This is a genomic window from Pseudomonas sp. ArH3a (genome assembly GCF_022648765.1).
GTDB lineage: Bacteria > Pseudomonadota > Gammaproteobacteria > Pseudomonadales > Pseudomonadaceae > Aquipseudomonas.
In genome coordinates this window covers 3,102,356-3,127,329 of record NZ_CP080330.1, presented here as the reverse complement: position 1 = coordinate 3,127,329, position 24,974 = coordinate 3,102,356, and the positions used below count along the sequence as shown (strand labels likewise).

Genomic DNA, 24,974 nt, shown 5'->3' with positions numbered 1-24,974 from the left:
AGCTGAGTAGAGGGTCAGCATACGGGAGTTTCATCCAAGCCGATTCGGGCGCATGTTAGCGTGTGTGCGTGCTGATCCGGCAGAGCCCGCCATGAAAAAAACCTTCTTCGCTTTAACCGCGCTGCTGCTCGCGTTTTCCCACGCGGCCATGGCGGCCGCGCAAAATCCCAGCCTGTGCCAGCCGGCCACGTCGAACCCGATGTCGAAGGCGCTGCTGGCCGCCGCCCAACGGCACCTGGCCGACCCGCCCAACCCGCGGCCCCATCTGCACACTGAAGGCACCCTGCCCCACCACGGCATCCGTGAGCAAAGTATTGCCGCCGAAAAAGACTGGCCAGTGATGCGCCAAGCGGCGCTGGCGTGGCGGTTGAGCGGTGACCCACGTTACCTCAAGCAAGTCGACGACTACCTGGCCGCGTGGGCCGACGTGTACCAGCCGGACTTCAACCCGATTGATGAAACCAACCTCGACATGCTGATCACTGCCTATGCACTGACCGCCGACCACTTGCGCCTGGAAACCCGCGCCGCCAGCCGCCGCTTGATCAGCAACCTGGGCAACGGTTACATCGTGCGTATCGAGCAATTCCATGGGCAGAAAAAAGGCACCCAGACCAATAACTGGCAGAGCCATCGCGTCAAACTGGTCAGCGTGGCCGCCGCCGCACTGGGCGACCGCGCGATGCTTGAACACGCGCACCAGCTGTTCAAGCAGCAGATCGCCGACAACGTGCTGCCGGATGGCTCGGTGACCGACTTCCAGGACCGAGATGCCTTGCATTACGTGGTCTATGACCTTGAGCCCCTGGTACAGGCCGCGCTGGCGGCCAAGCCCTACGACGGCGGCGGCGGCGACTGGCTGAGCATCAGCGTGAAGGGCGCGTCCCTGGCTGGCGCGCTCGATTGGCTGGTGCCGTATGCCACTGGGCAACGCAGCCACGAGGAGTTTGTGCACACCCACGTGCAATTCGACAAAGACCGCGCCGGGGTAGGCGAAGCCGGGTACAGCGGCACCTGGCAACCCAACAGCAGCGCGACGCTCTTCTGGCTGGCGGCGCAGTTGGACAAGCGTTACCTGCCTGTGGCGACGCAACTGGCAGCACACCCGGCAGACTGGATCAGTGCCTGCTATTTGAAGTAAGCGCGGCTAGACTGGCCGGGTTCCCCTTGCAAAGGATTGATGATGCTTATTGTGTTCAGTGGCCTTCCCGGCAGCGGCAAAACCACGATTGCCAACGAACTGGCGCTCCAGATCGGTGCGGTGTACCTGCGTATCGATGTGATTGAGCAGGCGCTGCGGGATGCGAGCGTGTTGGCCGGTGATGTGGGTGCCAGTGGTTATGGCGTGGCGAATGCGCTGGCGTTGAGTAATGTGCGCTTGGGGCACAGGGTCATTGCCGATTGTGTGAACCCGGTCAGGGAAAGCCGAGCGGCGTGGAAGGCCGTGGCGACGGCGGCAGGCGTTGAGTTGTTGAATATTCAGGTGGTCTGTTCGGATCGGCAGGAACACCAGCGCCGCGTTGAAAGCCGTTCAGGTGATATTGCCGGCTTGGTACCGCCTACTTGGCAGTCGGTATCGGCGCATGAGTATGAGCCTTGGGATGAACTGCCGCTGACGGTCGATACGGCGCTTGTGACAGCGGATCAGGCTGTGGCGCTTGTCCTGAAGCACATCTGACAGTTGGCGGGCGGGCTTGTGGTGGCAAGCCCGCCCGCCACAGGTAAGGTGCCGACCTTAAAGCACAGCCCCCATCGCCTTCATCAACACCAGGTCGCGCCCATAGATGTCCGGCGCGTACACCAGGCCACCCTGGCGATCGACTTCCACCGTCCAGTACCCCAACAGCACCGGCACCGGCGTGGCCAGCCGGAATTCGTGGGTCACGCCGGTGGCGAGCAGTTCGTCGGTGCGCGTGCGTTCGGCCGGGCTCACCAGCAGGTCGCGCAGCAGCAGTGGTTGCTCAACCCTCACACAACCCGAGCTGAAGGCGCGCGGCCCTTTGGTAAACAGCGGTTGGCTTGGCGTGTCATGCAAGTACACCGAGTAGGGGTTGGGAAAGCGCATCACGATCTTGCCCAGCGGGTTGCGCGGGCCAGCGTCCTGGCGCAGGAGGATGTTGCCCGGGCGCGCCCAGTCGATCTGTTCAGGCGCCAACGGGCGGCCTTCGGCGTCGAGCACTTGGAGGTTTTGCTGGCGCAGGTATTCGGGGTTGAGGCGGATGGCCGGGAGTTTGTCCTCGCGCATGATGGTCGGCGGGATGGTCCAGGTGGGGTTCAGGGTCAGTCGGGTGATACGCGACTTGAGCAGCGGCGTCTGGCGTTCGGCGCGCCCGACTTGCAGACGGGTTTGCCACACGGGGATGCCACTCTGGTAGACGCTCAGCTGCGCGGCGGCGACGTTGACCAGCACACCTTCGGGCTCCAGGTCCTGGGCCAGCCAGCGGAAACGCTCAAGGTTGATGCGCAGTTGGTCGCGGCGCATCGCCGGGCTGATGTTGAGTTCGGCCACGGTGCCCGCGCCAATCACGCCATCGGCCTGCAACGAGTGGCTGAGCTGGAAGGCCTTCACCGCCTTGACCAGTTCATCACCGTATTGTTTGCCATTGCCCGTGGGCGCCTTGGCCAGGTAGCCGCCGCTGTACAAGCGCCGCGCCAGCTCCGGCACGCGCGGGTCTTCCACGCCGGGGCGCAGCAATGGGCCGCTGCCGACCGGGTCCCAGTGCGGCAACGGTTGCAGGCGCACGGTGGCATAGGCATTGCGTAAGCTGCGGTAAAGGTCGGCGCTGGGGCGTGCCTGGTCGAAGGCTTGGGCCATGTCTTGCAGCCCGGTGGCGGCGAAGGCCAGCACCTCGGTATTCGGGTCGCGGGTGGGCGGCTGGGAATGCCACAGCGGCTCAAAGCGTGATTGCTGCAAGCGCCCGAAGTGCAAATCCTGCAGGGCTTGCAGGTACTGGCGGCTGACGTCGATATCGCTGCACAGCACGTTGGCCGTGGCGTCCGCCGCAGGCAGGCTATAGTGGGTAGGGTCCAGGCCGTCGTCCGCCAGCATCAGCAATTGAGTGTGCAAGGCTTGGCGGCGGTCATCGGCAGACCACAGCGGCACATCACCCTGCTGCTGATAGAACGCTTGCAAACGCGATTGCGCCGCGGCGTCGATGTGCGGGGCGAGTTTGGGGCAAACGCTGGGGAGCTGCGCGAGGGCCTGTTGCACCGGGGCCATTTGCACAGGGCTTAGGGAAATAACCGGCACGGCGCCCACTGACAGTTCGTCAGCTGTCGCGACCAATGGTGCAACGAGCAGGCAAATGCTCAAGTAACATGCGTGTTTTTTGAACAATTGACTGGGCTCCAATCCACAGCGGGGGACGCTTTGTAGATGCTGACTTTTATGTGCCGCTTCGGTTTGATCACCATCACCCTGGCTACGTTGAGCAATTTAGCGCTCGCCGCCAATGGGAATCCTCCTAACTTGTATAGCAGCCTGGCGCGCTCGGCTCCAGAACTCAATCCCACTGTACTGAAAAGCGCCCTGAGCGCCGTGCAGTGCGCGGTCAATAACGGCGAGGAACGCTCAGAGCGCCTAGCGGTTATTGACTACTCCCAGCCCTCGACCGCTCGTCGGCTGTGGATCTTCGACTTGCGCAAAAAGACCCTGGTGCTGCGTGATCTGGTGGCCCACGGCGCAAAATCCGGGGAAAACTTCGCCACGCAATTTTCCAATCTCGAAGGCAGCCACCAGTCCAGCCTGGGCTTGTTCCGCACCCAGGAAAGTTACCTCGGCGCCCACGGCTATTCGTTACGCATGGACGGCCTGGAGCCCGGTTTCAACGACCAGGCCCGCGACCGCGCGCTGGTGATCCACGCTGCCGACTACGTCAACTCCGCGTGGAGCAAGCGCGAAGGCCGTATCGGCCGCAGCCAGGGTTGCCCGGCCGTACGCCCGCAGGTGGCGCGCCAAGTGGTGGATAAGCTCAAGGACGGGCAGTTCATGTTTTCCTGGTACCCGGACCAGCGTTGGTTGAAGTCGTCAACGTATCTGAACTGCAAGCCCCAACAAGTGGCAAGTAGTCGTACAATCCGTGGTGGTTAGCCTGTCCCCACAGATAAAAGAGAGCGTCGCATGCTTCTACACCACTCCACCTGGATCGAGATCGGGCAGTTTCTGGAACGCAGCCGCACGGTGGTGATCCCCATCGGTTCCAACGAACAACACGGCCCCACCGGCCTGCTGGGCACTGACTGGATGTGCCCGCAGATCATCGCCCATGAGGCGCAGAAGAACGCCGACATCCTGATCGGCCCGACTTTCAGCATCGGCATGGCCCAGCACCACTTGGGCTTTCCCGGCACTATTTCCCTGCGCCCTTCCACCTTTATTGCCGCGATTGGCGACTGGGTGCGCTCGTTGACCGGGCATGGTTTCGAGAAGATCCTGTTTCTGAACGGCCACGGCGGCAATATCGCTACCATTGAAGCGGCGTTTTCCGAGCTGTACGCCGAGGCGAGCTTCGCCCGCCGACCGGCCGGGTTCGCGCTGAAGCTGGTGAACTGGTGGGACCTGGAAGGCGTCACTGACCTGGCGCAGCGCCAATTCCCAGTCGGCCATGGCAGCCATGCCACGCCGTCGGAGATTGCGGTGACGCAATGGGCGTACGCTGATTCGATCAAGTCAGCCGACTATTCCCCACAAATCGCCAACACCGGGCCGATCCGCGAAGCGCTGGACTTCCGCGCACGCTTCCCCGACGGGCGCATGGGTTCGGACCCGGCCCTGGCGACGGTGGAAAAAGGCGGTGAGTTGGTGGCGTTGGCGGCTAAAGGGCTGGTCAAGACCGTGAACAGCTTCAGTAGCGAAGCAAAACCCTAAGCACGACACAAAGCAAAATGTGGGAGCGGTGGTGCGACGATTCGACTTGCTCGCGAAAGCGGTGGGTCAGTCAGTAAATGCATCGACTGATACTCCGCATTCGCGAGCAAGCCCGCTCCCGCATTGGACCTGTGTATTGCCTTTAGCTACTTGCAGTCCTGAGCCGCCAACTCAAGCCGCGACGGCTTGATCGCCGACGCCAGTGGCTTACGCTCGTACAGGAACACTTTGGTGCCGTCCTGGGACTTGTAGGCCTCCAGCACGTCATCGGCGGCAATCTTGCTGGTCAACACCACCTTGGCGTGGCGCGAGTTCTGCGTCACGGTCGAGGTGATGCCGTACTTTTCAAGCTTGGGCAATACACATTGCACATAGCTTTCGGGAGTCTTGCTGGTTTGCAGGGTTAAGCTCGGCGCATTGGGCGCAGTGATACAACCGGTCAGCAACAACGAAGCAAAAGCCAGGGCCGGGACGAAAAAAGAGCGCATAAACATTCCTGAAAATAACCAATAGGGTTCACATCGATCCGCGCGTCATCCGGCGCGGACCAGGGCCTTGAGCGATGCATCAAACTGCTTCAAGGCATTGAGCTGTACATCACGCTGCTGTTCAATCTGCGCGGCAATTTCCGGGGCCGCCTTGTCATGCACCCAAACCGATGGCACTTGTTTGTGTACCGAGCCTTCGGCCTTGGCGATATATTGCAGGTCTGCATCATAGAACCGTGCAACAAAACGCGCCTCGACCTGGTCGTTACGCTGGGTCAGCAGCTGGTTATGGGTGTCGAGCATCACCACCACATCAGGGTGCGCCTGCACCAGTTCATCCAGGCTGCTATAGACCGTCACGCTGCGAAAAGTGCCCTGCAATGAATTCATCAGCCAATCAATCGCCAGTTCCGGGTCTGAACTGTTGACGAACGCCTCGCGGATGCGCCCGTCAAGGGCATCCTTGGCGCCGTTCATGGCCATGGCGTGGTAGCGTTCAAGGTAACTGAGGTTGTCGCGGGTGTTTTCGCTGTACAACACCCCCACCGACTGCGCGTGCTGCAGGGAGTCTACGCTACCGGCGAGTGCCAGCAAATGGCCGGTACGCAGATCATCGGCAATTGCCGGATTGGCCAACACCGTCGTGCCAAGCATCAGCATGATTAAACCCAACTGGATCATCGTCCTCATCGCGCATTTCCTTGAACAGCGTCTCGATGGGGTGATTCTGCGCTTTTGGTACAAAAACAGAACTTGCGATCCTTGATGGTGACTATCATTTGAACCGATAGTGTCGAGTATCTCGCGACCTCTATAAAACTATAAGGACCCTGCCATGAAGCCCCACCAGAAAACCTTCGACCGCATCCGCGAAGCCGTATTGCCGGAGTTTCGCGAGCGGGTCGCCGATTACCTGGTCGATTATGAAAACGTGCTGCAGGATCAAACCGCCGATGCCGACCAGCGCTACGCCAGCGCCCAGCAACTGCGCGGTTACCTGCGCGGTTTGAACACCACACGGGTGCTGGGCATGGCGGACTGGGAAGATTTGGACCGACGCGTAGCCCACGAATGGCTGTAAACCCTAAAGCGCCGGGCGCTGCAGGTTGACCCATGCCTGCACCGACGGCCGCTGCCATTGGCGCTGTGCGTAATCCACCAACTCGGCTGGCACACTGTCACTGTTGAGGATCAGACGGTTGAGCATCACCGCCAGGTCCACATCGGCAATCGACCATTGGCCGAACAGGTAGTGGGGATTGCCCGCCAGCAGCGCCTGCGCCGCGCTGATCAGCTTGCGCGCGGCCGCCTCTGCAACGGGCGACAACGGCGGCATCTTCTGCCCGTAAAACACCACCAACGTCGAACGTTCCTGACGGATCGGCAGTAAGTCGCTACGCAGCCACGCCTGCACCTGCCGCGCCCTCGCCCGCTGTTTTGGATCAGCAGGGTACACCGGCGTTTCGGGGTAGACCTGCTCCAGGTATTCAGTGATCGCGGAAGATTCCGACAGCGCAAAGTCGCCCTCAACCAACGTAGGCACGCGCTGCGTCACCGAGAGCTGGGCGAAGTCCGCCGCCTGGTTTTGCCCGGCGTCCAAATCCAGGGTGAGCAGGTCGAACGCCAGGCCTTTTTCGCGCAGTGTGACAAACACCGACATCGCATAGGGGCTGGTAAACATCGAATCTACATAGAGGCGCAGCGGGCTCGGGTGCATGGGCGATCTCCTTGAATGGAACCCCACGCTACGAGATCTGCGGCGATAAAGACAATGCAGGGTTTTTATGGGGCCATTCCTGGCGGGAATAGGCCCAATAGTGGCAATATCATAGCGACTCGCTAGTCTGCGAGAACGCTCCGCCATTCAAAAGTGCTCAAGGAAGAACATCTTATGAAACAAGCAGTTGTCGTCATTCACGGCATCGGTGAACAACGCCCAATGGATACGTTGCGTGGTTTTGTCGAAGCGATGATCCCCGCCGACACCCCCGACGGCACCCCGTTGTACTGGAGCAAACCGGACCGGCTGTCGCGCAACTTCGACCTGCGCGTGCTGAAGTCCTCGGGCCGCACAAGCACGGATTTTTACGAGTACTACTGGGCCCACAAGATGCAGGGCACCAAGCTCGGCCATCTGCTGGGCTGGCTGTGGGACATCTTTAAGCGCCCGCGCCGTGATATCCCCGACGCCATCGTGCCGATTTGGCGCACCACGCGCTGGACGGTGATCCTGCTGTTGCTGCTGATCGCCAGCGGCAGCCTCGCCACCGCCTGGGGAAAATTCGAGCACCACGACAACCCTTACGCCCTGGTGCCGCTGCTGCTCGGCGCCATCGGCCTGGGGCTGCGCTATTCCGCGCTGTCCTACCTGGGCGATGCGGCGCGTTACCTCAGCCCCAACCCGCAAAATGTCGTGGTGCGCGAACAGATCCGTGCCGACGGCGTGGCGCTGCTGCGCGCGTTGCACAACAAGGGCGAGTACGACCGCATCATCGTCGTCGGCCACAGTTTGGGCAGCATGATTGCCTACGATATCGTCGGCTACCTGTGGCACGAACATCACGATCAACTCACCAAAGTCATCCCCAGTAACCGCGAGCTGGCCAACCGGTATGCCCACCACGAACCGCTGCAACCGGTGGTCAAGGATGCGCTGCCAAACGCCGGTGCCGCACTCGACGGCAGCCTGGGCAGCCTCTTGAGGTTTCGCGAACAGCAGACCCAAGCGTTTATCGAGCAACGTGGCCTGGGCAACCCGTGGCGCATCACCGACCTGGTCACCGTCGGCAGCCCGATGGCCCACGCCAGCTTGTTGCTGGGCCGCAGCGTCAGTGACTTCAAACAACGCATGGCACGTCGCGAAGCCCCGGCCTGCCCGCCCACCCAGGACGAAAAGGGCTACGGCTACAACGCCCGCCAGCCAGTGATGCTCGGCGAAAAACCCTTCACCCCACAGTATTTGCACCACGCGGCGGCCTTTGCCGTGACGCGCTGGACCAACCTCTACTTCCCGGCGCCCTACGGCCTGTTTGGCGATATCGTCGCGGGCCCGGTCAAGCCGGTGATGGGCGCCGGCGTGCTGGATTTGCCGGTCACTGTAGGCAAGTGGAAGGGCTGGCTGGCACGGTCGTGGTTCAGTCACACCCACTACTGGAGCGAACGCGGCGGCGCCCAAGGCTACCTCGGTGCACTCGGCAACGATGAACAGGCGATCACCCATGGCCCACGCCCTTCGGCGACCGAAGCGTTGCGCTGGGCGGTCGACCTCAAGGGCTTGCGGCGTTATCGCGCGGCAGGCGCCAAGGAAGCCCTGGCACCGGCTTAGCCTGCGAAGCCGCCTTTAACCAGAAACTCACGTTCTTGCGCGGTGGTGGCCCTGGCCAACACCGCGTTGCGATGGGGAAAACGCCCGAACCGTTCGATGATGTTTGCGTGCTCCTTGGCCCAATGGTAGGTGCTGGCATCCAGGCGCTGGTTCAACACCAGCGAGCGCTGCTGATCGGCCGGGTCTTCGGAATGCTCAAACGGCAGATAACAGAACGCCCGTAGTTCGGGCTCGATCAGTTGATCCAGCCCGGCATCGAGCATGCGCTGCGCATACAGCCGTGCCAGCGGGTCGGTGGCAAACATGTGCGCCGTACCGCGAAAGGCATTGCGCGGGAACTGATCCAGCAGGATCAACAACGCCAGCGCGCCGTGCGCTGAATCCAGCCAACCTTCCAGCTCGCGCCGAGCGGCTTGCATATGGGTGGCGTAGAAGGTGTCGCGAAACGCTGCGTCGAACGCCGCGTCCTTGGCAAACCAGCGCTTGGGCCCCGCCTGCTTCCAAAATTGAATCACCGCCTCGGCCGGCTGGCCGTTCATGCTTGTCATCATTGCCTCCTATGAGCCTGCAGATTTCATCATTGACGCCGCCAGAGGCGATTAAGTTTCGCCTCCGGCGCCGGGGCTGCACCTAGGGTTAGCCTTTTGGTGTGGGAGCGGGCTTGCCCTGATGCCGGTCGGTTAAGCGGACGCAAAAGCTCAAAGCAGCGAAGATCAAATGTGGGAGCTGGCTTGCCTGCGATGGCATCGACTGTGTGTCACTGACAGACCGATGCGCCCGCATCGCAGCATAGGTATCTACACATCTTTTTATGGGTTGAGTTCTTTGGTTGTCGCGGGGGGCGCTGGGTACATATCCGTTATTTGGGTAACGGCTGCTATGGGTTCCGCCCTTACGGCGGGTCACTTTTGGAAAAGAGCCCGGAATGCCGGCCCAGCCAAAAGTAACCAAAAGGGCTCTTGCCCCACCACTCGGCACCTCGCCTAGGCTCGGTGTGCCCTCACGCAGGCTTTGGACCGTGGGCCGCCGCCATGGGCCATCCTTGGCCCATCGCGGCTAAACCGGCGTCCTGCCGGTTTACCCACGCTCCAAAGCCTGCGTTCGGCCAGCGTGGTTTAACGGGGCGCCTCAGATCAAGATCAAGATCAAAAGCAAGAGCACGGCGGCCTAGTAGCCGACCTGAGTGGTTGAAGCAAATCAAAAGCAAAACCGAGGCGGCCTGACAGCCGACCTGATCTCTGAAACTGAACTCAATCTAATGTGGGAGCTGGCTTGCCTGCGATGGCATCAACTCGGTGTACCTGATACACCGACGTGTCTGCATCGCAGCGGTGCGGCGATCCGACAAGCCAGCTCCCACATTTGGATCTCAATACATCAGGCAGATGGGTGTGCTGCTCAGGCTGTACTCCCACATGCCTACCCTGTGTTAGGCCAGTTCAGCCCGCAGTTGCCGCGCAGCAGTGACCATATGAATCAACGCCGCTTCCGTCTCCGGCCAGCCGCGGGTTTTTAGGCCGCAGTCCGGGTTGACCCATAGGCGCTGCGCAGGAATGCGCTTGGCCGCCTTGCGCAGCAAATTGGCCATTTCCGACGCATCCGGCACGCGTGGCGAGTGGATGTCATAGACGCCCGGGCCAATGTCGTTCGGGTAAGCAAAGGCTTCGAACGCCTCCAGCAGTTCCATATCGGAGCGCGAGGTTTCGATGGTGATCACGTCAGCATCCATCGCCGCAATGGACTCGATCACATCGTTGAACTCGCTGTAGCACATGTGCGTGTGAATCTGGGTTTCGTCGCGCACGCCACAGGCGCACAGGCGGAACACTTCGGTGGCCCAGTCCAGATAGTGCTGCCACTGCGCCCGGCGCAACGGCAGGCCTTCGCGGAACGCGGCTTCGTCGATCTGCACGATCTTGATACCAGCAGCTTCCAGGTCCACCACTTCGTCGCGAATCGCCAGCGCCAGTTGCCGCGCCTGCACTTCGCGGCTCACGTCTTCACGCGGGAACGACCACATCAGCATGGTCACCGGGCCGGTCAGCATGCCCTTCATCACCTTGTTGGTCAGGCCTTGGGCGTAGCGGATCCACTCCACGGTCATGGCTTTCGCACGGCTGAGGTCGCCGAAGATCACCGCCGGTTTCACGCAGCGCGAACCGTAGCTCTGCACCCAGCCGAAACGGGTGAACACGTAGCCGTCGAGCTGCTCGGCGAAGTACTCGACCATGTCGTTACGCTCAGCTTCGCCATGTACCAGCACGTCCAGGCCGAGGTGTTCCTGCACTTCAACGGCATGCTTGATCTCGCTGTGCATGGCTTCGACGTATTCGGCTTCGCTCAACTTGCCGGCTTTATACGACTGGCGCGCCAGGCGAATCGAGGCGGTCTGCGGGAACGAACCGATAGTCGTGGTCGGAAACAGCGGCAGGTTCAGGCCGGCACGTTGCTTCTCGATACGCTGGGCAAACAGCGACTGACGCTGGCTGTCCTTGGCGGTGATCGCCGCCACACGGGCTTGCACGGCAGGCTTGTGAATCCGTGGCGAGGCCGCACGGGCAGCTTGCACAGCACGGCTTTCCGCCAGGGCGGCGAGCACGTTAGGGGCTTGCGGTGCGTTGACGGCCTGGGCCAGCACCGCAACTTCCGCGCACTTCTGCACGGCGAAGGCCAACCAGCTTTTCAGCTCGGCATCCAGCGTGTCTTCGCGGCCCAAATCAACCGGGCTGTGCAGCAGCGAGCAAGACGGCGCGACCCACAAGCGATCGCCCAATTTCTCATGCGCGTGCTGCAAGGTCGCCAGGGCTTTTTCCAGGTCGCAGCGCCAGACGTTACGGCCATTGACCACGCCCAGGGACAACACCTTATACGCCGGCAAGCGGTCGAGAATGGTCGGGTACTGGTCCGGTGCACGCACCAAGTCGATGTGCAAACCATCAACCGGCAGGTTGGCGGCTAGGCCGAGGTTCTCTTCCAAACCGCCAAAGTAGGTGGCCACGAGTTTTTTCAGCGGGTCGCGCTGGATCTGGTTGTAGGCGCGCTCAAAGGCGTTTTTCCAGTCTTGTGGCAGGTCGAGCACCAGGATCGGCTCATCGATTTGCACCCACTCAACGCCCAAATCTGCCAGGCGCTGGAAGATCTGGCCATACAACGGCAGCAGGCGGTCAAGCAGGTCTAGCTTGTCGAAGTCGCCGCCCTTGGCCTTGCCCAGCCACAGGTAAGTCAGCGGGCCGATGACCACGGGCTTGACGTTGTGGCCCAGGTTACGGGCTTCTTTAACCTCTTCGAACAACTGCTCCCAACCCAGTTGGAATTGCTGGTCGGCGCTGAACTCAGGCACCAGGTAGTGATAGTTGGTATCAAACCACTTGGTCATTTCCTGGGCGTGGGCACCGCCGCAGCAGCTGTCGCTGACACCACGGGCCATGCCGAACAGGGTCTGCAGCGTGGTGTTGCCATCGGCTGGGCGGAGGCGTTCAGGGATCACACCGAACATCAGCGAGTGAGTCAGGACTTGGTCGTACCAGGCGAAATCACCGGCCGGTAGCAGCTCGATACCGGCTTGTTTTTGCAGTTCCCAGTGCGCCTTGCGCAAGTCACGGCCCACGGCACGCAGGCCGGCCTCGTCGAGCTCGCCCTTCCAAAACGCTTCCTGCGCTTTTTTCAGTTCACGATCGCGTCCAATGCGCGGAAATCCAAGGGAATGAGCGACTGCCATGACTTACAACTCCAATGTCGATATTGATGGCAGCCATTGTCGACACACACTCATAGTGAGACAAACTCATTTTACTCTAGACGATCACGAGAATCACTCATGTTGCCATCACGTGTAGATAGAACGCGTGAAACATGAAATACGCACACGCTGCCAGCGCCAAGCCCATGCAACGATTGAATACGGTAAACGCCGACGCCCCGTTAATCCGCCGCCCCAGCACCGCGCCCAGCAAGGCGTAGACCCACGGCGCACCGACTGCGCCCAGCCCCAGCAAGGCCGAAACCCCGGCGATGGACGCCCCGGTAACATGCGCCGCCGGCAACATCACGCTGGTAATCGGCAACACCGCCACGACGCCTTTGGGGTTGAGCAACTGAATCACCAGGCCATTCCAGAACGTGAGGGCCTTGGTCGGCGTGCTTGAAGACGCTTCAACCACCGTGTGGGCGGTGAACACTTGATAGGCGAGGTACAGCGTGTACACACCGCCGACCAGTGAGATATACGGCAGCGCCGCCTGGGAAACGATCGCCTCGCCGGTGTAGCCGAACAGCACGAACATCAGCAGCATCGCGCAGCCCACGCCAATGTAGAACCCACTGCAGCGGCGCAATTTACCGGTGAGCCCGGCGTTCAGGCCCATCAAGTTCACAGGGCCCGGGCTGTACATGACACTGAAGGCGTAGAGGAAAATGTCCATGAAAAAACCTGCCGTAGAAGAAGTCCGGCGAGTCTACTGAGGCGGTTTACGCTGAATCTTGTACGTTTGTAGTTCAGCGTTGTACCTGTTGTGCGAACCACGCCATGACCACGGCACACCCTGCGTGGGACGCCGCCATCGGTTGCAAGCACAGCGCATACACCCCGCCCGTCTCCAACGGCTCACCCAACGGCACCACCAGCACGCCGCGCTCGATGGATTCAGCGGCCAGGCTCAAGTCGGTCATCGCCACACCCAGCCCGCGCGCGGCGGCGTCCAGCGCCAATTCATCGAGGTTGAAGGGAATGTGCCGGTAGTCCTCCAGTGCACCGGCGCCGTTGGCGGCAAGCCATACGCGCCAGTCTTGCTGGTCGACCGAGCGGTGCAGCAGCGCCACGGTGCGCAGGTCAGCTAGGGTTGCCAACGGCTTCAGGCTGGGCGCACACACCGGCACCAGTTTTTCCTGGAACAGCGTGAGGCACGTCGGATCAGTGGGCGGCGTGGGCAGGTACTGAATGTAGGCATCGCTGTCGCCGGCAGGCTCGACCACTTCCGTGGCGACGGTCTCGATGGCCAGGGAAATGTCCGGGTGCAACCGGTAGAAATCGCTCAACTTGGGCAGCAGCCAGCGCACGGCCAACGACACATGCAGGCGAATGCGGAACGGGCGTTTGTGCGGCGAGATGCGGTCCTCCAGCGCCTTGAGTTGCGCGAGGATACTGCGTGCGAAAATCAATACCTGCTCGCCTTCAGCCGTCAGCTGCAAACGGCGGCTGGTGCGCGTGAACAGCGCCACACCGAAGTGGCTTTCCAATTGCTGCACCTGGCGACTGACCGCGCTCTGGGTCAGGCACAACGTGTGCGCAGCCTGGGTGAAACTGCTGCTGTCGCTGACTGCCACCAACGCCTGCAGACCTTGCATCGACGGTACGTGACGAAGCTTATCCATGCGCTTTCCGAATAGCTGGATGATTTTATAGCGTTGGTTGTACCACCCAAGTCCCTATAAATTCCAGCCATCGACTTAAATCATCCATGCGATCAACGCATGCAGCCGAGGTAAACGTGGACAATATCTGTGGCTGGATCGCCCAAACCCAACCCCTGCCCGCCCGCAGCGCCTTGAAAGGTACACAGCAGGCCGACTGGCTGGTGATCGGCGCGGGTATCACCGGGCTCTGCGCGGCTCACAGCCTGGCCGAGTTGCACCCCGATGCACGTATCGTGATCGTCGACCGCCAGTGCGCGGCGCAAGGTGCCTCGGCGCGAAACTCCGGGTTTGTGGTGGCGCACGAACACCCGACCGAAAGCGAGTTGCTGGGCGATGTGGGCTTCGACGGTTTTGAGGTGGACACCGCGATCTCCCGCGCGGCGAGTGACGAGGTGCGCCAACGCATTGCTCGCCATGCCATCGACTGCGACTATCGCGACAACGGTTACTTCTTCGCCGTGCATGACGCCGATAAGCTCGATCACGTCGACAGCAAACTCGCCACCTTGCTCGCCCTCGGCGCTTCTGCACAATTTCTGCAAGGCGACGCGCTGCACCAGAAGCTCGGCACCGCGCATTACCAGGCCGGTATCTGGTGCGGCAATGGCAACGCCCTGCTGCAACCGGCCAAGTACGTGAAGGGTTTGCTGGCGGCGTTACCGGCCTCGGTCAGCCTGTTTGAACACACCGACATCAGCGGCCTTGAGCGCATGGGCAACGGCAGCATTCGCGCGACCAGCCCTGGCGGCAGTATTGAAGCGCGGCACGTGCTGGTGTGCCTGAACGCCTTTGTGCCGCGCGTAGGCCTGGACCACAGCGCCACGTTCCCCATGGAACTCAGCGCCAGCCTCACCCGCCCGCTGACGGACAAAGAATGCGCCGCCGAGCCCTGGGGCGTGCTGTCCACGCGACCACTCGGCGCCACGGTACGTCTGACGCCGGACCGGCGCGTGATGATTCGCAACACCGCCGAGTACCGCACCCGCGACTTGTCCAACACCGACTTGCTGCAACGCCGCCAGCACCATGTGCGGGGTTTGCAACGACGCTTCCCGTGGCTCACCGAACAGGACATCCACTACACCTGGACCGGCCACCTCAGCGCTTCGCGGTCGGGCCAACCGTACTTCGCCAAGGTCGAAAACAACCTGTACGCCATCGCCGGGTGCAACGGTTCCGGCGTGGCGCGCGGCACCTTGTGGGGCCGGCTGATGGCGCAGTGGGCCTGCGGGCACAGCTCGCCGTTACTGCAATCGGTCATCCAGCGTGCGCAACCGGGCTGGTTGCCGCCGCGCCCGCTGTTCGACCTTGGCGCCCTGCTGCGCATGCGCATCGAAGCGGTGCGCGCCCGTTCAGAAATCTAAAACAAAAAAGGTGAATGCAATGCACATCAAGCGATTGTCGGTGGCGATGATACTCGGCGCGTTGTCGGCGGCCAGCCATGCCGCTGAAGAAGTGAACATCTCCAACTGGAACGGCTATATCGCCGACGACACCCTCACCAATTTTACTCAGGCCACCGGCATCAAGGCCACCTACGACATTCATGACAGCAACGAAGTGCTTGAATCGAAGTTGATGACCGGCAACACCGGCTACGACGTGGTCAGCCCTTCCAACCACTTTTTGTCACGGCTGATCAAGGCCGGGGCAATCCAGAAGCTCGACCGCAGCCAGTTGCCGAACTGGAAAAACCTCGACCCACTGCTGATGAAAAAACTCGAAGTCAACGACCCGGGCAACCAGTACGGCTTCCCCTACATGTGGGGCACGGCGGGCATCGGCTACAACGTCGAGAAGATCAAGGCGATCTTCGGCAACACCGACGTCACCCGCTCGTGGAAGATGTTTTTTGACGAAGACACAATCAAAAAGCTCAGTACCTGCGGCGTGGCAATCATCGACAACCCCACGCAGATTCTGCCCATCACCCTCAACTACCTCGGCCTGCCTCACCACAGCCATGAACCCGCCGACTATAAACAGGCCGAGCAGGCACTGTTGAAGATCCGGCCCTACGTCCAATACTTCCACGCGTCCAAGTACATCAGCGACTTGGCCAACGGCAATATCTGCGCGGTGATCGGTTTCAACGGTGACGTAGTGCAAGCGGCTACGAGCGCAAAAGAAGCCAACAATGGCATTCAGATCGGCTACTCCATCCCCGAAGAAGGCTCGACGCTCTGGCTGGACATGGTGGTGATGCCCAAGGCCGCGCCCCATGAAAAGAACGCCTACGCCTACATGAACTACCTGCTCGAGCCCAAGGTGATCGCCAACATCAGCAACAGCATCCACTACGCCAACCCCAACAGCGCGGCGGATGAGTTCCTCACTCCTGCGGTTAAGCAGGACCTGGCGATCTACCCGCCGAAAAGCGTGATGGACACGTTGTTTATCGTCGAAGACCTGCCCCCGGCCATTGCACGGCTGGCTACCCGGCTGTGGACCAAGTTGAAGACCAACACCTAAGCGCACCTGCCACAGAAAACCTGCGAGCCACGACAACTCATTCACCACAGCCTCTGCGCGCTGAAATAAACTAGGGTGGTACTTCTTGGGAGACCCACCAACATGGATGCAGTGACTCAAGGCAGTTGCCTATGCGGTGCTATCAACTATCAGGTTTCGACTCGATTAAAAGCCGTCACCCACTGCCACTGCAAAAAGTGCCAGAAAGGCCACGGCGCGGCGTTCTCCACGTATGCCAGCGCACCCAAATCAGCGCTGAATGTCAACGCTTCGCCGGATACGCTTCGAAGCTATGAGTCTTCGCAGGGCGTTACTCGCCAATTCTGTTCACGGTGTGGATCATCGCTATTCTGGTCTGATGCCAATGGGCTTTACCGAGGATGGGTTTCCATCGCACTCGGCACGCTAGACACGCCTTTTGTTGCGCGCAATCAGGCGCACAGCTGCCTTGAATCCAAGGCTGCCTGGTTTTGCGAGGACTCTGTATGACACCGGCCAGCGAAGCCTTTTCGATACGCAAGCTCGAAGAGCTTCCCGAGCAGCTCCGTGAGCTGGAAGCGCAGGCCGTTGCCGAAGGGTTCAGGTTCCTGACGCGGCTTATCACCGAGTGGGAAAACTGCACAAATCGGTTTGACCAACCGGGAGAGTGCCTTGTAGGCGTCTTTCGTCACGGCCAATTGCTTGCAGTTGGCGGTCTTTCCCGCGACCCATACGCGGGTCCAGAAACCGGCCGACTAAGACGGATATACGTTGATCCAACGATGCGCAAGCGTCGTATTGGTGGGGCGTTAGTCAGCTATTTACTGGAATACGCCGCTAAACAGTTTCAAGCAGTGCGTCTTTCCACGGAGAGTCCAAGCGCCATGAAGTTTTATCTGCGCTGTGGTTTCCACCCCGTGGGCGACAACACCGCAACCCACGCAAAGTCGCTGATCCCCCTCAATCGGCAATGACTCGGAGACCGCATGCAGGTGATAAACAACAGCAGACCTGAGTACATGCCCAGGCTCGAACACCTTCTGTACGGCAATAACTACAGCGTCTCAATAGACCTGTATGGCCCACTGGATGCGAATCGACCGCTGATTGAGGTGCTCAAATCAGCGGTGAGTTCGTCATGTGAAGCCCCCCGCAGTGTACTCATCAGTGTTGATGAAGCGCGGGCGCACATTCTTGAGTCGTTGCTTTACCCTGGTGATCCGGCTGCAGGGCCTATCGACCTGCCCGCTAAACGCAGTGAAGTAACCGCACTGGTCGAGCAACTGTTGGAAGGTGCCCACGTCAATAAAGCCGATGCTATCTACACCTTCCACCTTGCAAAGGGCCACCCAGGCTACCCGGTGTGGTGGGAATTCGCGTTGGATATTCATGCGCAAGGGCGCCGTTGGATTCTGCTGGGTTGCAGCAGCGATTAAGCGTAAGCCCCAAGGGTGAATTGGGGCTCAAGCGACTTGACGACTTACATCAACGGAATCGAATAACTCACAAACACCCGATTCTGATCCTGGTCCCGCGCCACTTCACTGCGCGACACGCCGTTACGCCAGCCGAACCCGACGTTCTTGAACGTGCCGCTTTGCACCACGTAATCCAGGGAGATATCCCGTTCCCATTCGCTGGCCGTGTTGCCGGCGGTGGTGAGGATATGGTCGCCTTTCAAGTACATTACCGACGCCTTAAGGCCCGGCAGGCCCAGTGCGACGAAGTCGTAGGCGTATTGCGCGAAGACGGTGCGTTCGCCGGCCTGGATGAAGGTTTGCACGGTGCGGTCGGTGTAGAGGTACAGGCTGGAACCGCCCTCGCCTTTGTTGACCAGGCCGCCCTGGTTGAGTTGGGCGAAGTTGCTGTCGTCGGAGACTTGCTGGTAACCGGCAGTGATCGCGTGTGGGCCCAAGGAGTAGATAAACGCGGCACTCCAGGTGTTGTTGTCGATTTCACCACTGCCGTTCTTGGTGTGGCCGCTGAATTTATACCCTTCGGCACGCCCGGCGGCGTTGCTGTTTTTGCCGTCTGCGGTGGTCTTGAAGTAACGCAGGTCGGTTTTCAATGAGCCGTAGTCGCCAAGCGGCAATACATGGATCAAACCGGCAAAGTGCTGCTGGTAATAGTCTTCGAGGTTGGCGTAGTAGTACTGGACCAGCAGGTCCTTGTTCACTTGATAGTCGACACCTGCGTAGTTGAATTTGTTGCTCTCTTGGGTGCCGCCCGCCGCCGCCAGGCCACTGCGATCGCTGGAGCCACGGCCGGTGGTGTGCTGCAGCTGGCCGCCGATCAGGGTCAGGTTGTCGATGTCTTTACTGGTGACCTGCCCGCCCTCGAAGGATTGCGGCAACAGGCGGCCATCGTTGCTCACCAGGATCGGCAGGTTTGGGCGCAGGTAGCCGTAGCGCAGCTCGGTCTTGGCAACACGCGCCTTGGCCGTCGCGCCGCCACGCGCCCAGCTGTCGGCGGCCTTGCCGTCAGCGGTGGGGATCATCGAGCTGCCCACATGGCGGCCGGCGCCGCTGTCGAGGGTCACGCCGAGCATGCCGACGGTATCCAAACCAAAGCCGACAGTGCCATCGGTAAAACCCGACTGGTAGTTAAGGATAAACGCCTGGCCCCACTCTTGAGTCTTCGACGGTGCAGCGGCGCCGTCGCGGTTGTCGTTATTGAAGTAGAAGTTGCGCATGTTCAAGTTGGCTTTGCTGTCGCTCAAGAAATCAGCCGAGGCCAAGGGGCTCAGGGCAATACCCAGGCCGCCGGTCAATACGCTTAATACATTCAAAGTGGCTTTCATCAGGACGAACTCCGGCGCGGAATCCAAGTTCCGGGCGCTTAAAAAAGGCAGCAGGATGCACGCGGCCAACTTGGGCTGGCCGCCGCGTTAACGAACGTTTAAGTGCTTAGTTGAGTGAAGTGAACCTCCGTAAAACCTCAGTCAATCAATCCATGAGCGTCATAAAACGGATACGGCCCCGGGTAGTCCCCGAACACGCCGTTGTGGCTGATCACACCCTGCTGCTCATCCCAGCGGTGCAGCAGATAACCTGCCGGCTCCAAGTTGAAATGCGCGGGCGCGGCGTCTTGCAGGTCGAGCACGATCTGGTGCGAAGTGCCGGGGCACACGCAACTCAAGCTGCCGCCAAAGCGCCGTTGCATCGGCCGATGCAGATGCCCGCACAGCAGGCGTTCCACTTGCGGGTGACGGGCGATGACGCGCTCCAGGGCGGCGGCATTGATAAAGGGTTCGCGGTCCATATGGCCGATACCGCTGATAAACGGCGGGTGATGCAGGATCAGCAAGGTCGGCGCCTTAGGGCGCAACGCCAATTGGTCGTCAAGCCACTGCAACTGGCTGTCGAGCAGTTGGCCGCCGTGACCACCGGGAATGGTCGAATCGAGACCGATCAGGCGCAGCGGATGCTCCTCCACCACCCAATCCAAAGGGCCGTCTGGCGACGCTGGCAAATAACGGTGATCACCAAAAGCATCCAGTAACGGCCCACGCGTGTCGTGGTTGCCGGGCACCAGGTAGCAAGGCATGTGCAGGCGCGCCAATTCCGGATGCAGCACGGCGTATTCATCGGCGCGGCCGAAGTCCACCAGATCACCGCTGATCACCACAATATCGGGCCGTGGGTAGCTGGCGTTCAGGTAGTCGACGGCACGGCGCAGTGCGCCCAACGTATCCACCACGCCATAGGTCAGGCGGTTGCCGGCTTTAAGGTGCAGGTCGCTGATCTGAGCGACAAGAAACGGACGGTTCAAAATAGGCTCTCACGCATTCAGGGTGAACAACATGTGCGGCGCAATCGCCAGAGCAATCGGCGCGCCGACGCGGTGCAGTTGGTTGTCGCTGCTGTCCACCAGCAGCGGTTGCGGGCCGCCGACATCCACCAGCAAGCGGCTTTGTGCGCCCTGGAAGAATTGCGCCACCAGGTGGCCGTGCAGGTGCCCTTCGTCTTCCATCACACGCAGGTGTTCGGGACGGCAGTACACCGTGCTCGGCAAATCGAGCGCGTGCCACGGCAGCTCGCCGCCGCAGACTTTCAAGCCGTGGGCGGTGCGATCCAGCACGGTAAAAGCATTGAGGTTGCCGACGAAGCCTGCGACGAACGCGTTGGCCGGCTGCTGGTAAATCTCCCGTGGGCTGGCCAGTTGCGCGACGCGCCCCTGCTCCATCACCAGGATGCGGTCGCCCAGGGCCATAGCTTCGCCTTGATCATGGGTGACGAAGACCGAGGTGATGCCAAGCCCGCTCAGCAGTTGATCCAACTCACTGCGCAAGCGCTCGCGCAATTGCGCATCCAAGGCCGCCAGCGGCTCATCCAGCAACAGCACTTTGGGGCGCGGTGCGAGGGCGCGGGCCAGGGCCACACGCTGACGCTGGCCGCCCGAGAGTTCATGGATGCTGCGCCGGCCGTGGTGCTGCAAGCCCACCAGCTCCAACAGTTCTTCGCAGCGTTTGTTGCGCTCAGGCGCTGACACGCCGCGAATCTTCAAGCCATAGACGATATTGCCGGCGACATCCAGGTTGGGAAACAGCGCGTAGTTCTGGAACACCATGCCCACATCACGCCGCTCAATGGGCAGGCGCGTGACGTCTTGATCGCCGAAAAATACCTGGCCGACATCCGGGCGCTCCAACCCGGCAATCAGGCGCAAGGTGGTGGTTTTGCCACAGCCAGACGGCCCGAGAATCGCCAGGGTTTCGCCGCCTTCGACGGTCAGGTTCAAGTCATGCACGGCCACGGTGCCGTCGGCGAATGCCTTGCGACAGCTTTGCAGGCGGATAGTGATAGCGGTCATCGACGCTCTCCACGGGACAAACGAGCACTGATGGCCTGCAATGCAATCAGCAGCGGCACGATCATCAGCAAAAAGATAAGGGTGTAGGCACTGGCGATTTCCAGGCGCGCCGAGGCGTAGCTGTCGGCCAAACCCACCGGCAGCGTTTTCGTCATCGGCGTGTGCAGCATCCAGGTCAGGTTGAACTCACCCAAGCTCAGGGTGACCACCATCAGCACGCCCGCCAGAATCCCCGCCCGGCAGTTGGGCACCACCACGCTGAAAAAGCGCTTGATCGGCCCCGCGCCGAGGCTGGCTGCAGCCTCTTCCAACACCGGCAGTTGCTGGCGTTGCATCACCGCCATCACCGGGCGCACCAGGAACGGCAAGGTGAACAGCACATGGCCGACAAGGATGAACAACCAGCTGCTGCGGAACGTGCCGAACTGGCCGTAGGTCAGCAGCAACGCCAACGCACTGGCCAACCCCGGCATCGCCACCGGGAGCACCATCAACTCCTCGAAGGCGCGGCTGAAGCGGTTGTTCATGCGCACCAGGGCGTAGGCCGCCGGCACGCCGACCACGCAGACGCACACCGCGCAGGCCAGGGCCAATTGCAGCGACAGCCACACCGTCGGCGAGTAGGCCTGCCACACCTGCACCAGCCAGTCGAAGGTCAGGCCGCTGGAGAGGCCGACGAAGAAATTACGCGTCAACCCGGCCAGCAACGACATCAGCACCGGCACCAACATGAACGCGCACACCAGCAAGGTGAACAGCAGTTGAATCACGAACAGCGATGAGCGCTTCACAGGACCGTCCCCGCGTTTTTCACCAGGCGCCGCGTCAGCAGCAACACGGCCCAGGTCACTGCACCGAGCACCACCGACAGCGCGGCGGCGACGGCAAAGTTGGCGTAGTTGGTGAACACGTTGTAGATCGCCACCGGGGTGACGTTAAGCCGCGTGCCCAAGGTAAAAGCCGTACCGAAGGCGCCCATGGAGGTGGCGAAGCAGATTGCTCCGCAGGACGCCAGCGCGGGCGCCAGGCCAGGCACGATCACGTCGCACACCACGCGCCAATGCCCGGCCCCCAACGAATGCGCGGCTTCTTCCAGGCTGCGGTCGAGGCTTTCGCACGCGGCCATCACCGTGAGGATCACCCGCGGGATCGAGAAGTACAGGTAGCCGACAAACAGCCCCACCAGCGAGTACGCGAAGATCCAGCGCTCACCGGCCAGTTGCAGGCCCAGGGCGGCAAACAGGCCTTGGCGCCCGGCCAACAGAATCACCAGGAAGCCCACCACTACGCCAGGAAACGCCAGGGGAAAGGTGAGCAATGCCACCAACGCCGAACGCCCAAAGAACTGCTGACGCGCGAGAAACACGCCGCTGATGCCGCCGATCAGTAACGCTGTGAGCGTGACGAAAACGGCCAGCACACAGGTCTGCGCCAAGCTGCCCAAATACTGCGCGCTGCTCAGCACCTGCCAGTAACCGCTGCCCTGGCTGTCGCGGCTCTCGGCGCCGAGCACTACCAAGTGCGCCAGCGGCAGCAGCCAGAACGCGAACAGCACCGCAAAGGCCGGGGCCAATGCCCAGGCGGCGTGTTTTGCCGATGCTGCCACTTACTTGACCTCGTTCAGGTAACGGGCGGCGAAGGCTTCCTGCACAGCGGCCATTTTTTCGTAGTCCACCACGCCGGCACGGGCGTAGTCGCTGTCGGGCAGGAACTGCGCGGCGACGTCGGCCGGCATTTTCATTGGGCGCACCGGGCGCAGGTAGGCCTTGGCCCAGAGGGCCTGGCCTTGCTCGGAAAGCACGAAATCGAGGACCTTTTCAGCGTTGGCGCGGTGCGGCGCATTGGCCACCGCGCTCATCACGTACGGCACGCTGATGCTGCCTTCTTTGGGGATCACGAACGCGACGTTGGCGTTGTCCTTGTAGCGCGCGCGGTAGGCGTTGAAGTCGTAGTCCACCAGGATCGGCAATTCACCGGACAGCACCCGCGCATAGGCGGTTTGCTTGGGCACGATGGGCGCGTTTTTCGCCAGCTTCTGGAAGTAGTCGATGGCCGGGGCAAAGTTATCCAGGTCGCCGCCCAGGGCACGGTTGATCGCCACGGCGCAGACGTAGCCGACGAACGCGCTGGACGGGTCGAGGTAACCGACCATGCCTTTGTATTCAGGCTTGAGCAGGTCGGCCCAGCTTTGCGGCACCGGCAAACCGCCCAGCGCATCGACGTTGACCATGATGCCCAAGGTGCCGGTGTGGATCGCGAACCAATGGCCGGTCGGGTCTTTCAAACCAGCGGGAATCTGCTCCCAGCCTTTGGGTTTGTAGGTGCCGACCACGTCGGCTTTTTGCGCCTGCAAGCCGAAGGTCACGCCGTAATACACCACGTCAGCCACCGGCGCGGCCTTCTCCGCCACCAACTGCGCCAGGGACTGCCCGGAGTTCTTGTTGTCCAGTGGCACTTGCACGCCTGTGTTGGCGGCGATGGCCTTGAGTTGGCTGCCCCAATCAGCCCAGTCGGGTGGGCAGTTGTAGCAAATCGCCGTTTCGGCCGCCTGGGCCAGGTGGGCCATGCCGCACAGCAGCACGGCTGCCAGGGTTTTACTGAACGCGCGCATCAAGTGTCTCCTCAAGGGGTTGAGTGCTTTCGCCGGGCCGGATATGGCACGGCAGGCAATGGGAAATCGGAGCGTTACCGGCAATTTGCGCCAGCAGTTGATCAATCACGGTGCTGGCCAGCAGCCCGATGGGCTGCACCACGCTGCACAGGGTCGGGTGCATCTGGGTGCCGAGGGCGATGCCGTCAAAGCCCATTACCGAGAGTTGCTCGGGCACATTCCAGGCGTTGCGGCGCAGCTCAGCGATCAAGCTGATCGCCAGGAAATCGTTGGAGCACACCAGCGCGGTGGGCGCGTGGGGGCCTTGGAGGAACGGCTCGATCACCTTGAACTCGGCCTGGGTGTGGGCCGGCATTTCGATCACCGGGCGGCTGTCCACACCGAACTCGCGCATCGCGTCGCAATAGCCGGCGTAACGCAGGCGGGCCCGGTCGGACTGCAACGCGGGGCCGGCGACCATGCTGATGCGCCGGTGCCCCGCTTCCAGCAAATAACGTGTGGCCAGGGCCATACCTGCACGGTTGTCGACCGACACGGCGCTGTAGTTGGGGTTGCTCGGTTGGTGATAAGCCAGCACGAACGGCGTTTGTTCGCTGGCGAGGCTGTTCAGCACGCTATTGCTTTCGGCATCGGTCACCGTCAGCACCAAACCGTCGACGCGCTGGCGCAGCAGTTCCTCCACCACGATGCTCTCGCGTTCGCTGCTGTAGTCGGTGGTCGCCAGCACCAGGCTGTAGCCGCGCAGCCGGGCGGCACGTTCCATGGCCTGGAACTGTTCGGCGAACACCGGGTTGAGCAGGTTGGGCACCACCACGCCAATCAGCTGGGTGGTTTGCAGGCGCAGTTGGCGGCCGAGCAGATTCGGTCGAAAGCCCAGCTCGCGGGCGGCGGCGAACACCTGCTCACGGGTGGCCGGGCGCACTTGGTCGGGGGAAGCAAAGGTGCGGGCGGCGGTGGCGCGGGATACGCCGGCCAGCTGCGCAACGTCTTTCAGGTCAGTCATTGTCA

The 24,974-nt window shown here is 61.4% G+C and carries 26 protein-coding genes; 11 read left to right on the top strand and 15 right to left on the bottom strand.

The window, feature by feature from the left end:
- The first annotated feature begins 91 nt into the window (after positions 1-91).
- Together K0P33_RS14305 and K0P33_RS14300 are read left to right on the top strand one after the other, a co-directional pair.
- Positions 92-1,141 carry an alginate lyase family protein gene (locus tag K0P33_RS14305; RefSeq protein ID WP_242155826.1) on the top strand — a complete coding sequence of 350 codons (1,050 nt, stop codon included), beginning with the start codon at positions 92-94 and terminating at the stop codon, positions 1,139-1,141.
- A gap of 42 nt (positions 1,142-1,183) precedes the next feature.
- Complete coding sequence (locus K0P33_RS14300; protein WP_242155824.1) at positions 1,184-1,678, top strand: AAA family ATPase; 495 nt, start codon at positions 1,184-1,186, stop codon at positions 1,676-1,678.
- Between the two features lie 57 nt (positions 1,679-1,735).
- Here the strand turns inward: K0P33_RS14300 and K0P33_RS14295 are convergent, their stop codons facing one another.
- Positions 1,736-3,337, bottom strand: a complete 1,602-nt coding sequence (locus K0P33_RS14295) for a L,D-transpeptidase family protein (protein WP_242155822.1) — start codon at positions 3,335-3,337, stop codon at positions 1,736-1,738.
- Between the two features lie 39 nt (positions 3,338-3,376).
- On the opposite strand from K0P33_RS14295, the gene K0P33_RS14290 reads away from it, so the two are divergent.
- Positions 3,377-4,090, top strand: coding sequence for a murein L,D-transpeptidase catalytic domain family protein (locus K0P33_RS14290; protein WP_094953290.1), 714 nt, complete (start codon positions 3,377-3,379; stop codon positions 4,088-4,090).
- Between the two features lie 30 nt (positions 4,091-4,120).
- The gene (locus tag K0P33_RS14285; protein WP_242155820.1) at positions 4,121-4,867 is read left to right on the top strand and encodes a creatininase family protein; all 747 of its coding nucleotides are present in this window, start codon (positions 4,121-4,123) and stop codon (positions 4,865-4,867) included.
- A gap of 146 nt (positions 4,868-5,013) precedes the next feature.
- Here the strand turns inward: K0P33_RS14285 and K0P33_RS14280 are convergent, their stop codons facing one another.
- Positions 5,014-5,355, bottom strand: coding sequence for a hypothetical protein (locus tag K0P33_RS14280; protein WP_242155817.1), 342 nt, complete (start codon positions 5,353-5,355; stop codon positions 5,014-5,016).
- A gap of 45 nt (positions 5,356-5,400) precedes the next feature.
- Positions 5,401-6,045 (bottom strand): ATPase, encoded by a 645-nt coding sequence (locus K0P33_RS14275; protein WP_094953296.1) that lies wholly within the window; start codon positions 6,043-6,045, stop codon positions 5,401-5,403.
- 145 nt (positions 6,046-6,190) lie between these two features.
- On the opposite strand from K0P33_RS14275, the gene K0P33_RS14270 reads away from it, so the two are divergent.
- Positions 6,191-6,436: a hypothetical protein gene (locus K0P33_RS14270; RefSeq protein WP_094953298.1), complete on the top strand. Its 246-nt coding sequence runs from the start codon at positions 6,191-6,193 to the stop codon at positions 6,434-6,436.
- Between the two features lie 3 nt (positions 6,437-6,439).
- Here K0P33_RS14270 and yfcF read toward each other — a convergent pair whose 3' ends face one another.
- Complete coding sequence (yfcF, locus tag K0P33_RS14265) at positions 6,440-7,072, bottom strand: glutathione transferase (RefSeq protein ID WP_242155815.1); 633 nt, start codon at positions 7,070-7,072, stop codon at positions 6,440-6,442.
- A gap of 174 nt (positions 7,073-7,246) precedes the next feature.
- Here yfcF and K0P33_RS14260 point away from each other — a divergent pair, with 174 nt between their 5' ends.
- Positions 7,247-8,680, top strand: a complete 1,434-nt coding sequence (locus K0P33_RS14260) for a hypothetical protein (RefSeq protein WP_094953302.1) — start codon at positions 7,247-7,249, stop codon at positions 8,678-8,680.
- Here the strand turns inward: K0P33_RS14260 and K0P33_RS14255 are convergent.
- The 4 genes from K0P33_RS14255 to K0P33_RS14240 all read right to left on the bottom strand — a co-directional run bounded on the left by K0P33_RS14255 (position 8,677) and on the right by K0P33_RS14240 (position 14,050).
- The gene (locus K0P33_RS14255; RefSeq protein ID WP_094953304.1) at positions 8,677-9,228 is read right to left on the bottom strand and encodes a DUF924 family protein; all 552 of its coding nucleotides are present in this window, start codon (positions 9,226-9,228) and stop codon (positions 8,677-8,679) included. The genes K0P33_RS14260 and K0P33_RS14255 overlap by 4 nt on opposite strands.
- An 881-nt stretch (positions 9,229-10,109) precedes the next feature.
- A complete protein-coding gene (gene metE, locus K0P33_RS14250; protein WP_242155813.1) occupies positions 10,110-12,398 on the bottom strand; it encodes a 5-methyltetrahydropteroyltriglutamate--homocysteine S-methyltransferase in 2,289 nt (762 codons plus the stop codon).
- Positions 12,399-12,495: 97 nt separating this feature from the next.
- Positions 12,496-13,101: a LysE family transporter gene (locus K0P33_RS14245; protein ID WP_242155811.1), complete on the bottom strand. Its 606-nt coding sequence runs from the start codon at positions 13,099-13,101 to the stop codon at positions 12,496-12,498.
- A 73-nt stretch (positions 13,102-13,174) separates the two neighbouring features.
- A complete protein-coding gene (locus K0P33_RS14240) occupies positions 13,175-14,050 on the bottom strand; it encodes a LysR substrate-binding domain-containing protein (RefSeq protein ID WP_094952710.1) in 876 nt (291 codons plus the stop codon).
- A 116-nt stretch (positions 14,051-14,166) separates the two neighbouring features.
- On the opposite strand from K0P33_RS14240, the gene K0P33_RS14235 reads away from it, so the two are divergent.
- From K0P33_RS14235 to K0P33_RS14215, 5 genes are all read left to right on the top strand, one after another.
- On the top strand, positions 14,167-15,456 hold the full coding sequence (locus K0P33_RS14235) for an FAD-dependent oxidoreductase (protein WP_242155809.1): 1,290 nt from the start codon (positions 14,167-14,169) through the stop codon (positions 15,454-15,456).
- A 19-nt stretch (positions 15,457-15,475) separates the two neighbouring features.
- Positions 15,476-16,564, top strand: a complete 1,089-nt coding sequence (locus K0P33_RS14230; RefSeq protein ID WP_242155807.1) for a polyamine ABC transporter substrate-binding protein — start codon at positions 15,476-15,478, stop codon at positions 16,562-16,564.
- Between the two features lie 102 nt (positions 16,565-16,666).
- Positions 16,667-17,053, top strand: coding sequence for a GFA family protein (locus K0P33_RS14225; RefSeq protein WP_094952707.1), 387 nt, complete (start codon positions 16,667-16,669; stop codon positions 17,051-17,053).
- The gene (locus tag K0P33_RS14220) at positions 17,050-17,517 is read left to right on the top strand and encodes a GNAT family N-acetyltransferase (RefSeq protein WP_242155805.1); all 468 of its coding nucleotides are present in this window, start codon (positions 17,050-17,052) and stop codon (positions 17,515-17,517) included. Before K0P33_RS14225 ends, K0P33_RS14220 begins: the two co-directional genes overlap by 4 nt.
- Before the next feature lie 45 nt (positions 17,518-17,562).
- Entirely contained in the window at positions 17,563-17,979 is a 417-nt protein-coding gene (locus tag K0P33_RS14215) for a hypothetical protein (RefSeq protein ID WP_242155803.1), read from the top strand.
- Between the two features lie 44 nt (positions 17,980-18,023).
- Here K0P33_RS14215 and K0P33_RS14210 read toward each other — a convergent pair whose 3' ends face one another.
- The 7 genes from K0P33_RS14210 to K0P33_RS14180 all read right to left on the bottom strand — a co-directional run bounded on the left by K0P33_RS14210 (position 18,024) and on the right by K0P33_RS14180 (position 24,969).
- Positions 18,024-19,343: an OprD family porin gene (locus K0P33_RS14210; RefSeq protein WP_242155801.1), complete on the bottom strand. Its 1,320-nt coding sequence runs from the start codon at positions 19,341-19,343 to the stop codon at positions 18,024-18,026.
- A 137-nt stretch (positions 19,344-19,480) separates the two neighbouring features.
- Complete coding sequence (locus tag K0P33_RS14205) at positions 19,481-20,314, bottom strand: phosphodiesterase (RefSeq protein WP_242155799.1); 834 nt, start codon at positions 20,312-20,314, stop codon at positions 19,481-19,483.
- A gap of 9 nt (positions 20,315-20,323) precedes the next feature.
- A complete protein-coding gene (locus K0P33_RS14200; protein ID WP_094952702.1) occupies positions 20,324-21,355 on the bottom strand; it encodes an ABC transporter ATP-binding protein in 1,032 nt (343 codons plus the stop codon).
- Positions 21,352-22,146, bottom strand: coding sequence for an ABC transporter permease subunit (locus tag K0P33_RS14195; RefSeq protein WP_094952701.1), 795 nt, complete (start codon positions 22,144-22,146; stop codon positions 21,352-21,354). Before K0P33_RS14195 ends, K0P33_RS14200 begins: the two co-directional genes overlap by 4 nt.
- The gene (locus tag K0P33_RS14190; protein WP_242155797.1) at positions 22,143-22,961 is read right to left on the bottom strand and encodes an ABC transporter permease; all 819 of its coding nucleotides are present in this window, start codon (positions 22,959-22,961) and stop codon (positions 22,143-22,145) included. Before K0P33_RS14190 ends, K0P33_RS14195 begins: the two co-directional genes overlap by 4 nt.
- Positions 22,962-23,966, bottom strand: a complete 1,005-nt coding sequence (locus K0P33_RS14185) for an ABC transporter substrate-binding protein (protein ID WP_094952699.1) — start codon at positions 23,964-23,966, stop codon at positions 22,962-22,964.
- A complete protein-coding gene (locus K0P33_RS14180) occupies positions 23,950-24,969 on the bottom strand; it encodes a LacI family DNA-binding transcriptional regulator (RefSeq protein ID WP_094952698.1) in 1,020 nt (339 codons plus the stop codon). The genes K0P33_RS14185 and K0P33_RS14180 overlap by 17 nt, the downstream gene beginning before the upstream one ends.
- Positions 24,970-24,974: the final 5 nt, after the last annotated feature.

Bases quoted from the DNA above. Each gene is read 5' to 3' on its own strand.
- K0P33_RS14305 (WP_242155826.1), top strand. From the start codon at position 92: ATGAAAAAAACCTTCTTCGCTTTAACCGCGCTGCTGCTCGCGTTTTCC.
- K0P33_RS14300 (WP_242155824.1), top strand. From the start codon at position 1,184: ATGCTTATTGTGTTCAGTGGCCTTCCCGGCAGCGGCAAAACCACGATT.
- K0P33_RS14290 (WP_094953290.1), top strand. From the start codon at position 3,377: ATGCTGACTTTTATGTGCCGCTTCGGTTTGATCACCATCACCCTGGCT.
- K0P33_RS14285 (WP_242155820.1), top strand. From the start codon at position 4,121: ATGCTTCTACACCACTCCACCTGGATCGAGATCGGGCAGTTTCTGGAA.
- K0P33_RS14280 (WP_242155817.1), bottom strand. From the start codon at position 5,355: ATGCGCTCTTTTTTCGTCCCGGCCCTGGCTTTTGCTTCGTTGTTGCTG.
- K0P33_RS14275 (WP_094953296.1), bottom strand. From the start codon at position 6,045: ATGAGGACGATGATCCAGTTGGGTTTAATCATGCTGATGCTTGGCACG.
- K0P33_RS14270 (WP_094953298.1), top strand. From the start codon at position 6,191: ATGAAGCCCCACCAGAAAACCTTCGACCGCATCCGCGAAGCCGTATTG.
- yfcF (WP_242155815.1), bottom strand. From the start codon at position 7,072: ATGCACCCGAGCCCGCTGCGCCTCTATGTAGATTCGATGTTTACCAGC.
- K0P33_RS14260 (WP_094953302.1), top strand. From the start codon at position 7,247: ATGAAACAAGCAGTTGTCGTCATTCACGGCATCGGTGAACAACGCCCA.
- K0P33_RS14255 (WP_094953304.1), bottom strand. From the start codon at position 9,228: ATGACAAGCATGAACGGCCAGCCGGCCGAGGCGGTGATTCAATTTTGG.
- metE (WP_242155813.1), bottom strand. From the start codon at position 12,398: ATGGCAGTCGCTCATTCCCTTGGATTTCCGCGCATTGGACGCGATCGT.
- K0P33_RS14245 (WP_242155811.1), bottom strand. From the start codon at position 13,101: ATGGACATTTTCCTCTACGCCTTCAGTGTCATGTACAGCCCGGGCCCT.
- K0P33_RS14240 (WP_094952710.1), bottom strand. From the start codon at position 14,050: ATGGATAAGCTTCGTCACGTACCGTCGATGCAAGGTCTGCAGGCGTTG.
- K0P33_RS14230 (WP_242155807.1), top strand. From the start codon at position 15,476: ATGCACATCAAGCGATTGTCGGTGGCGATGATACTCGGCGCGTTGTCG.
- K0P33_RS14225 (WP_094952707.1), top strand. From the start codon at position 16,667: ATGGATGCAGTGACTCAAGGCAGTTGCCTATGCGGTGCTATCAACTAT.
- K0P33_RS14220 (WP_242155805.1), top strand. From the start codon at position 17,050: ATGACACCGGCCAGCGAAGCCTTTTCGATACGCAAGCTCGAAGAGCTT.
- K0P33_RS14215 (WP_242155803.1), top strand. From the start codon at position 17,563: ATGCCCAGGCTCGAACACCTTCTGTACGGCAATAACTACAGCGTCTCA.
- K0P33_RS14210 (WP_242155801.1), bottom strand. From the start codon at position 19,343: ATGAAAGCCACTTTGAATGTATTAAGCGTATTGACCGGCGGCCTGGGT.
- K0P33_RS14200 (WP_094952702.1), bottom strand. From the start codon at position 21,355: ATGACCGCTATCACTATCCGCCTGCAAAGCTGTCGCAAGGCATTCGCC.
- K0P33_RS14185 (WP_094952699.1), bottom strand. From the start codon at position 23,966: ATGCGCGCGTTCAGTAAAACCCTGGCAGCCGTGCTGCTGTGCGGCATG.
- K0P33_RS14180 (WP_094952698.1), bottom strand. From the start codon at position 24,969: ATGACTGACCTGAAAGACGTTGCGCAGCTGGCCGGCGTATCCCGCGCC.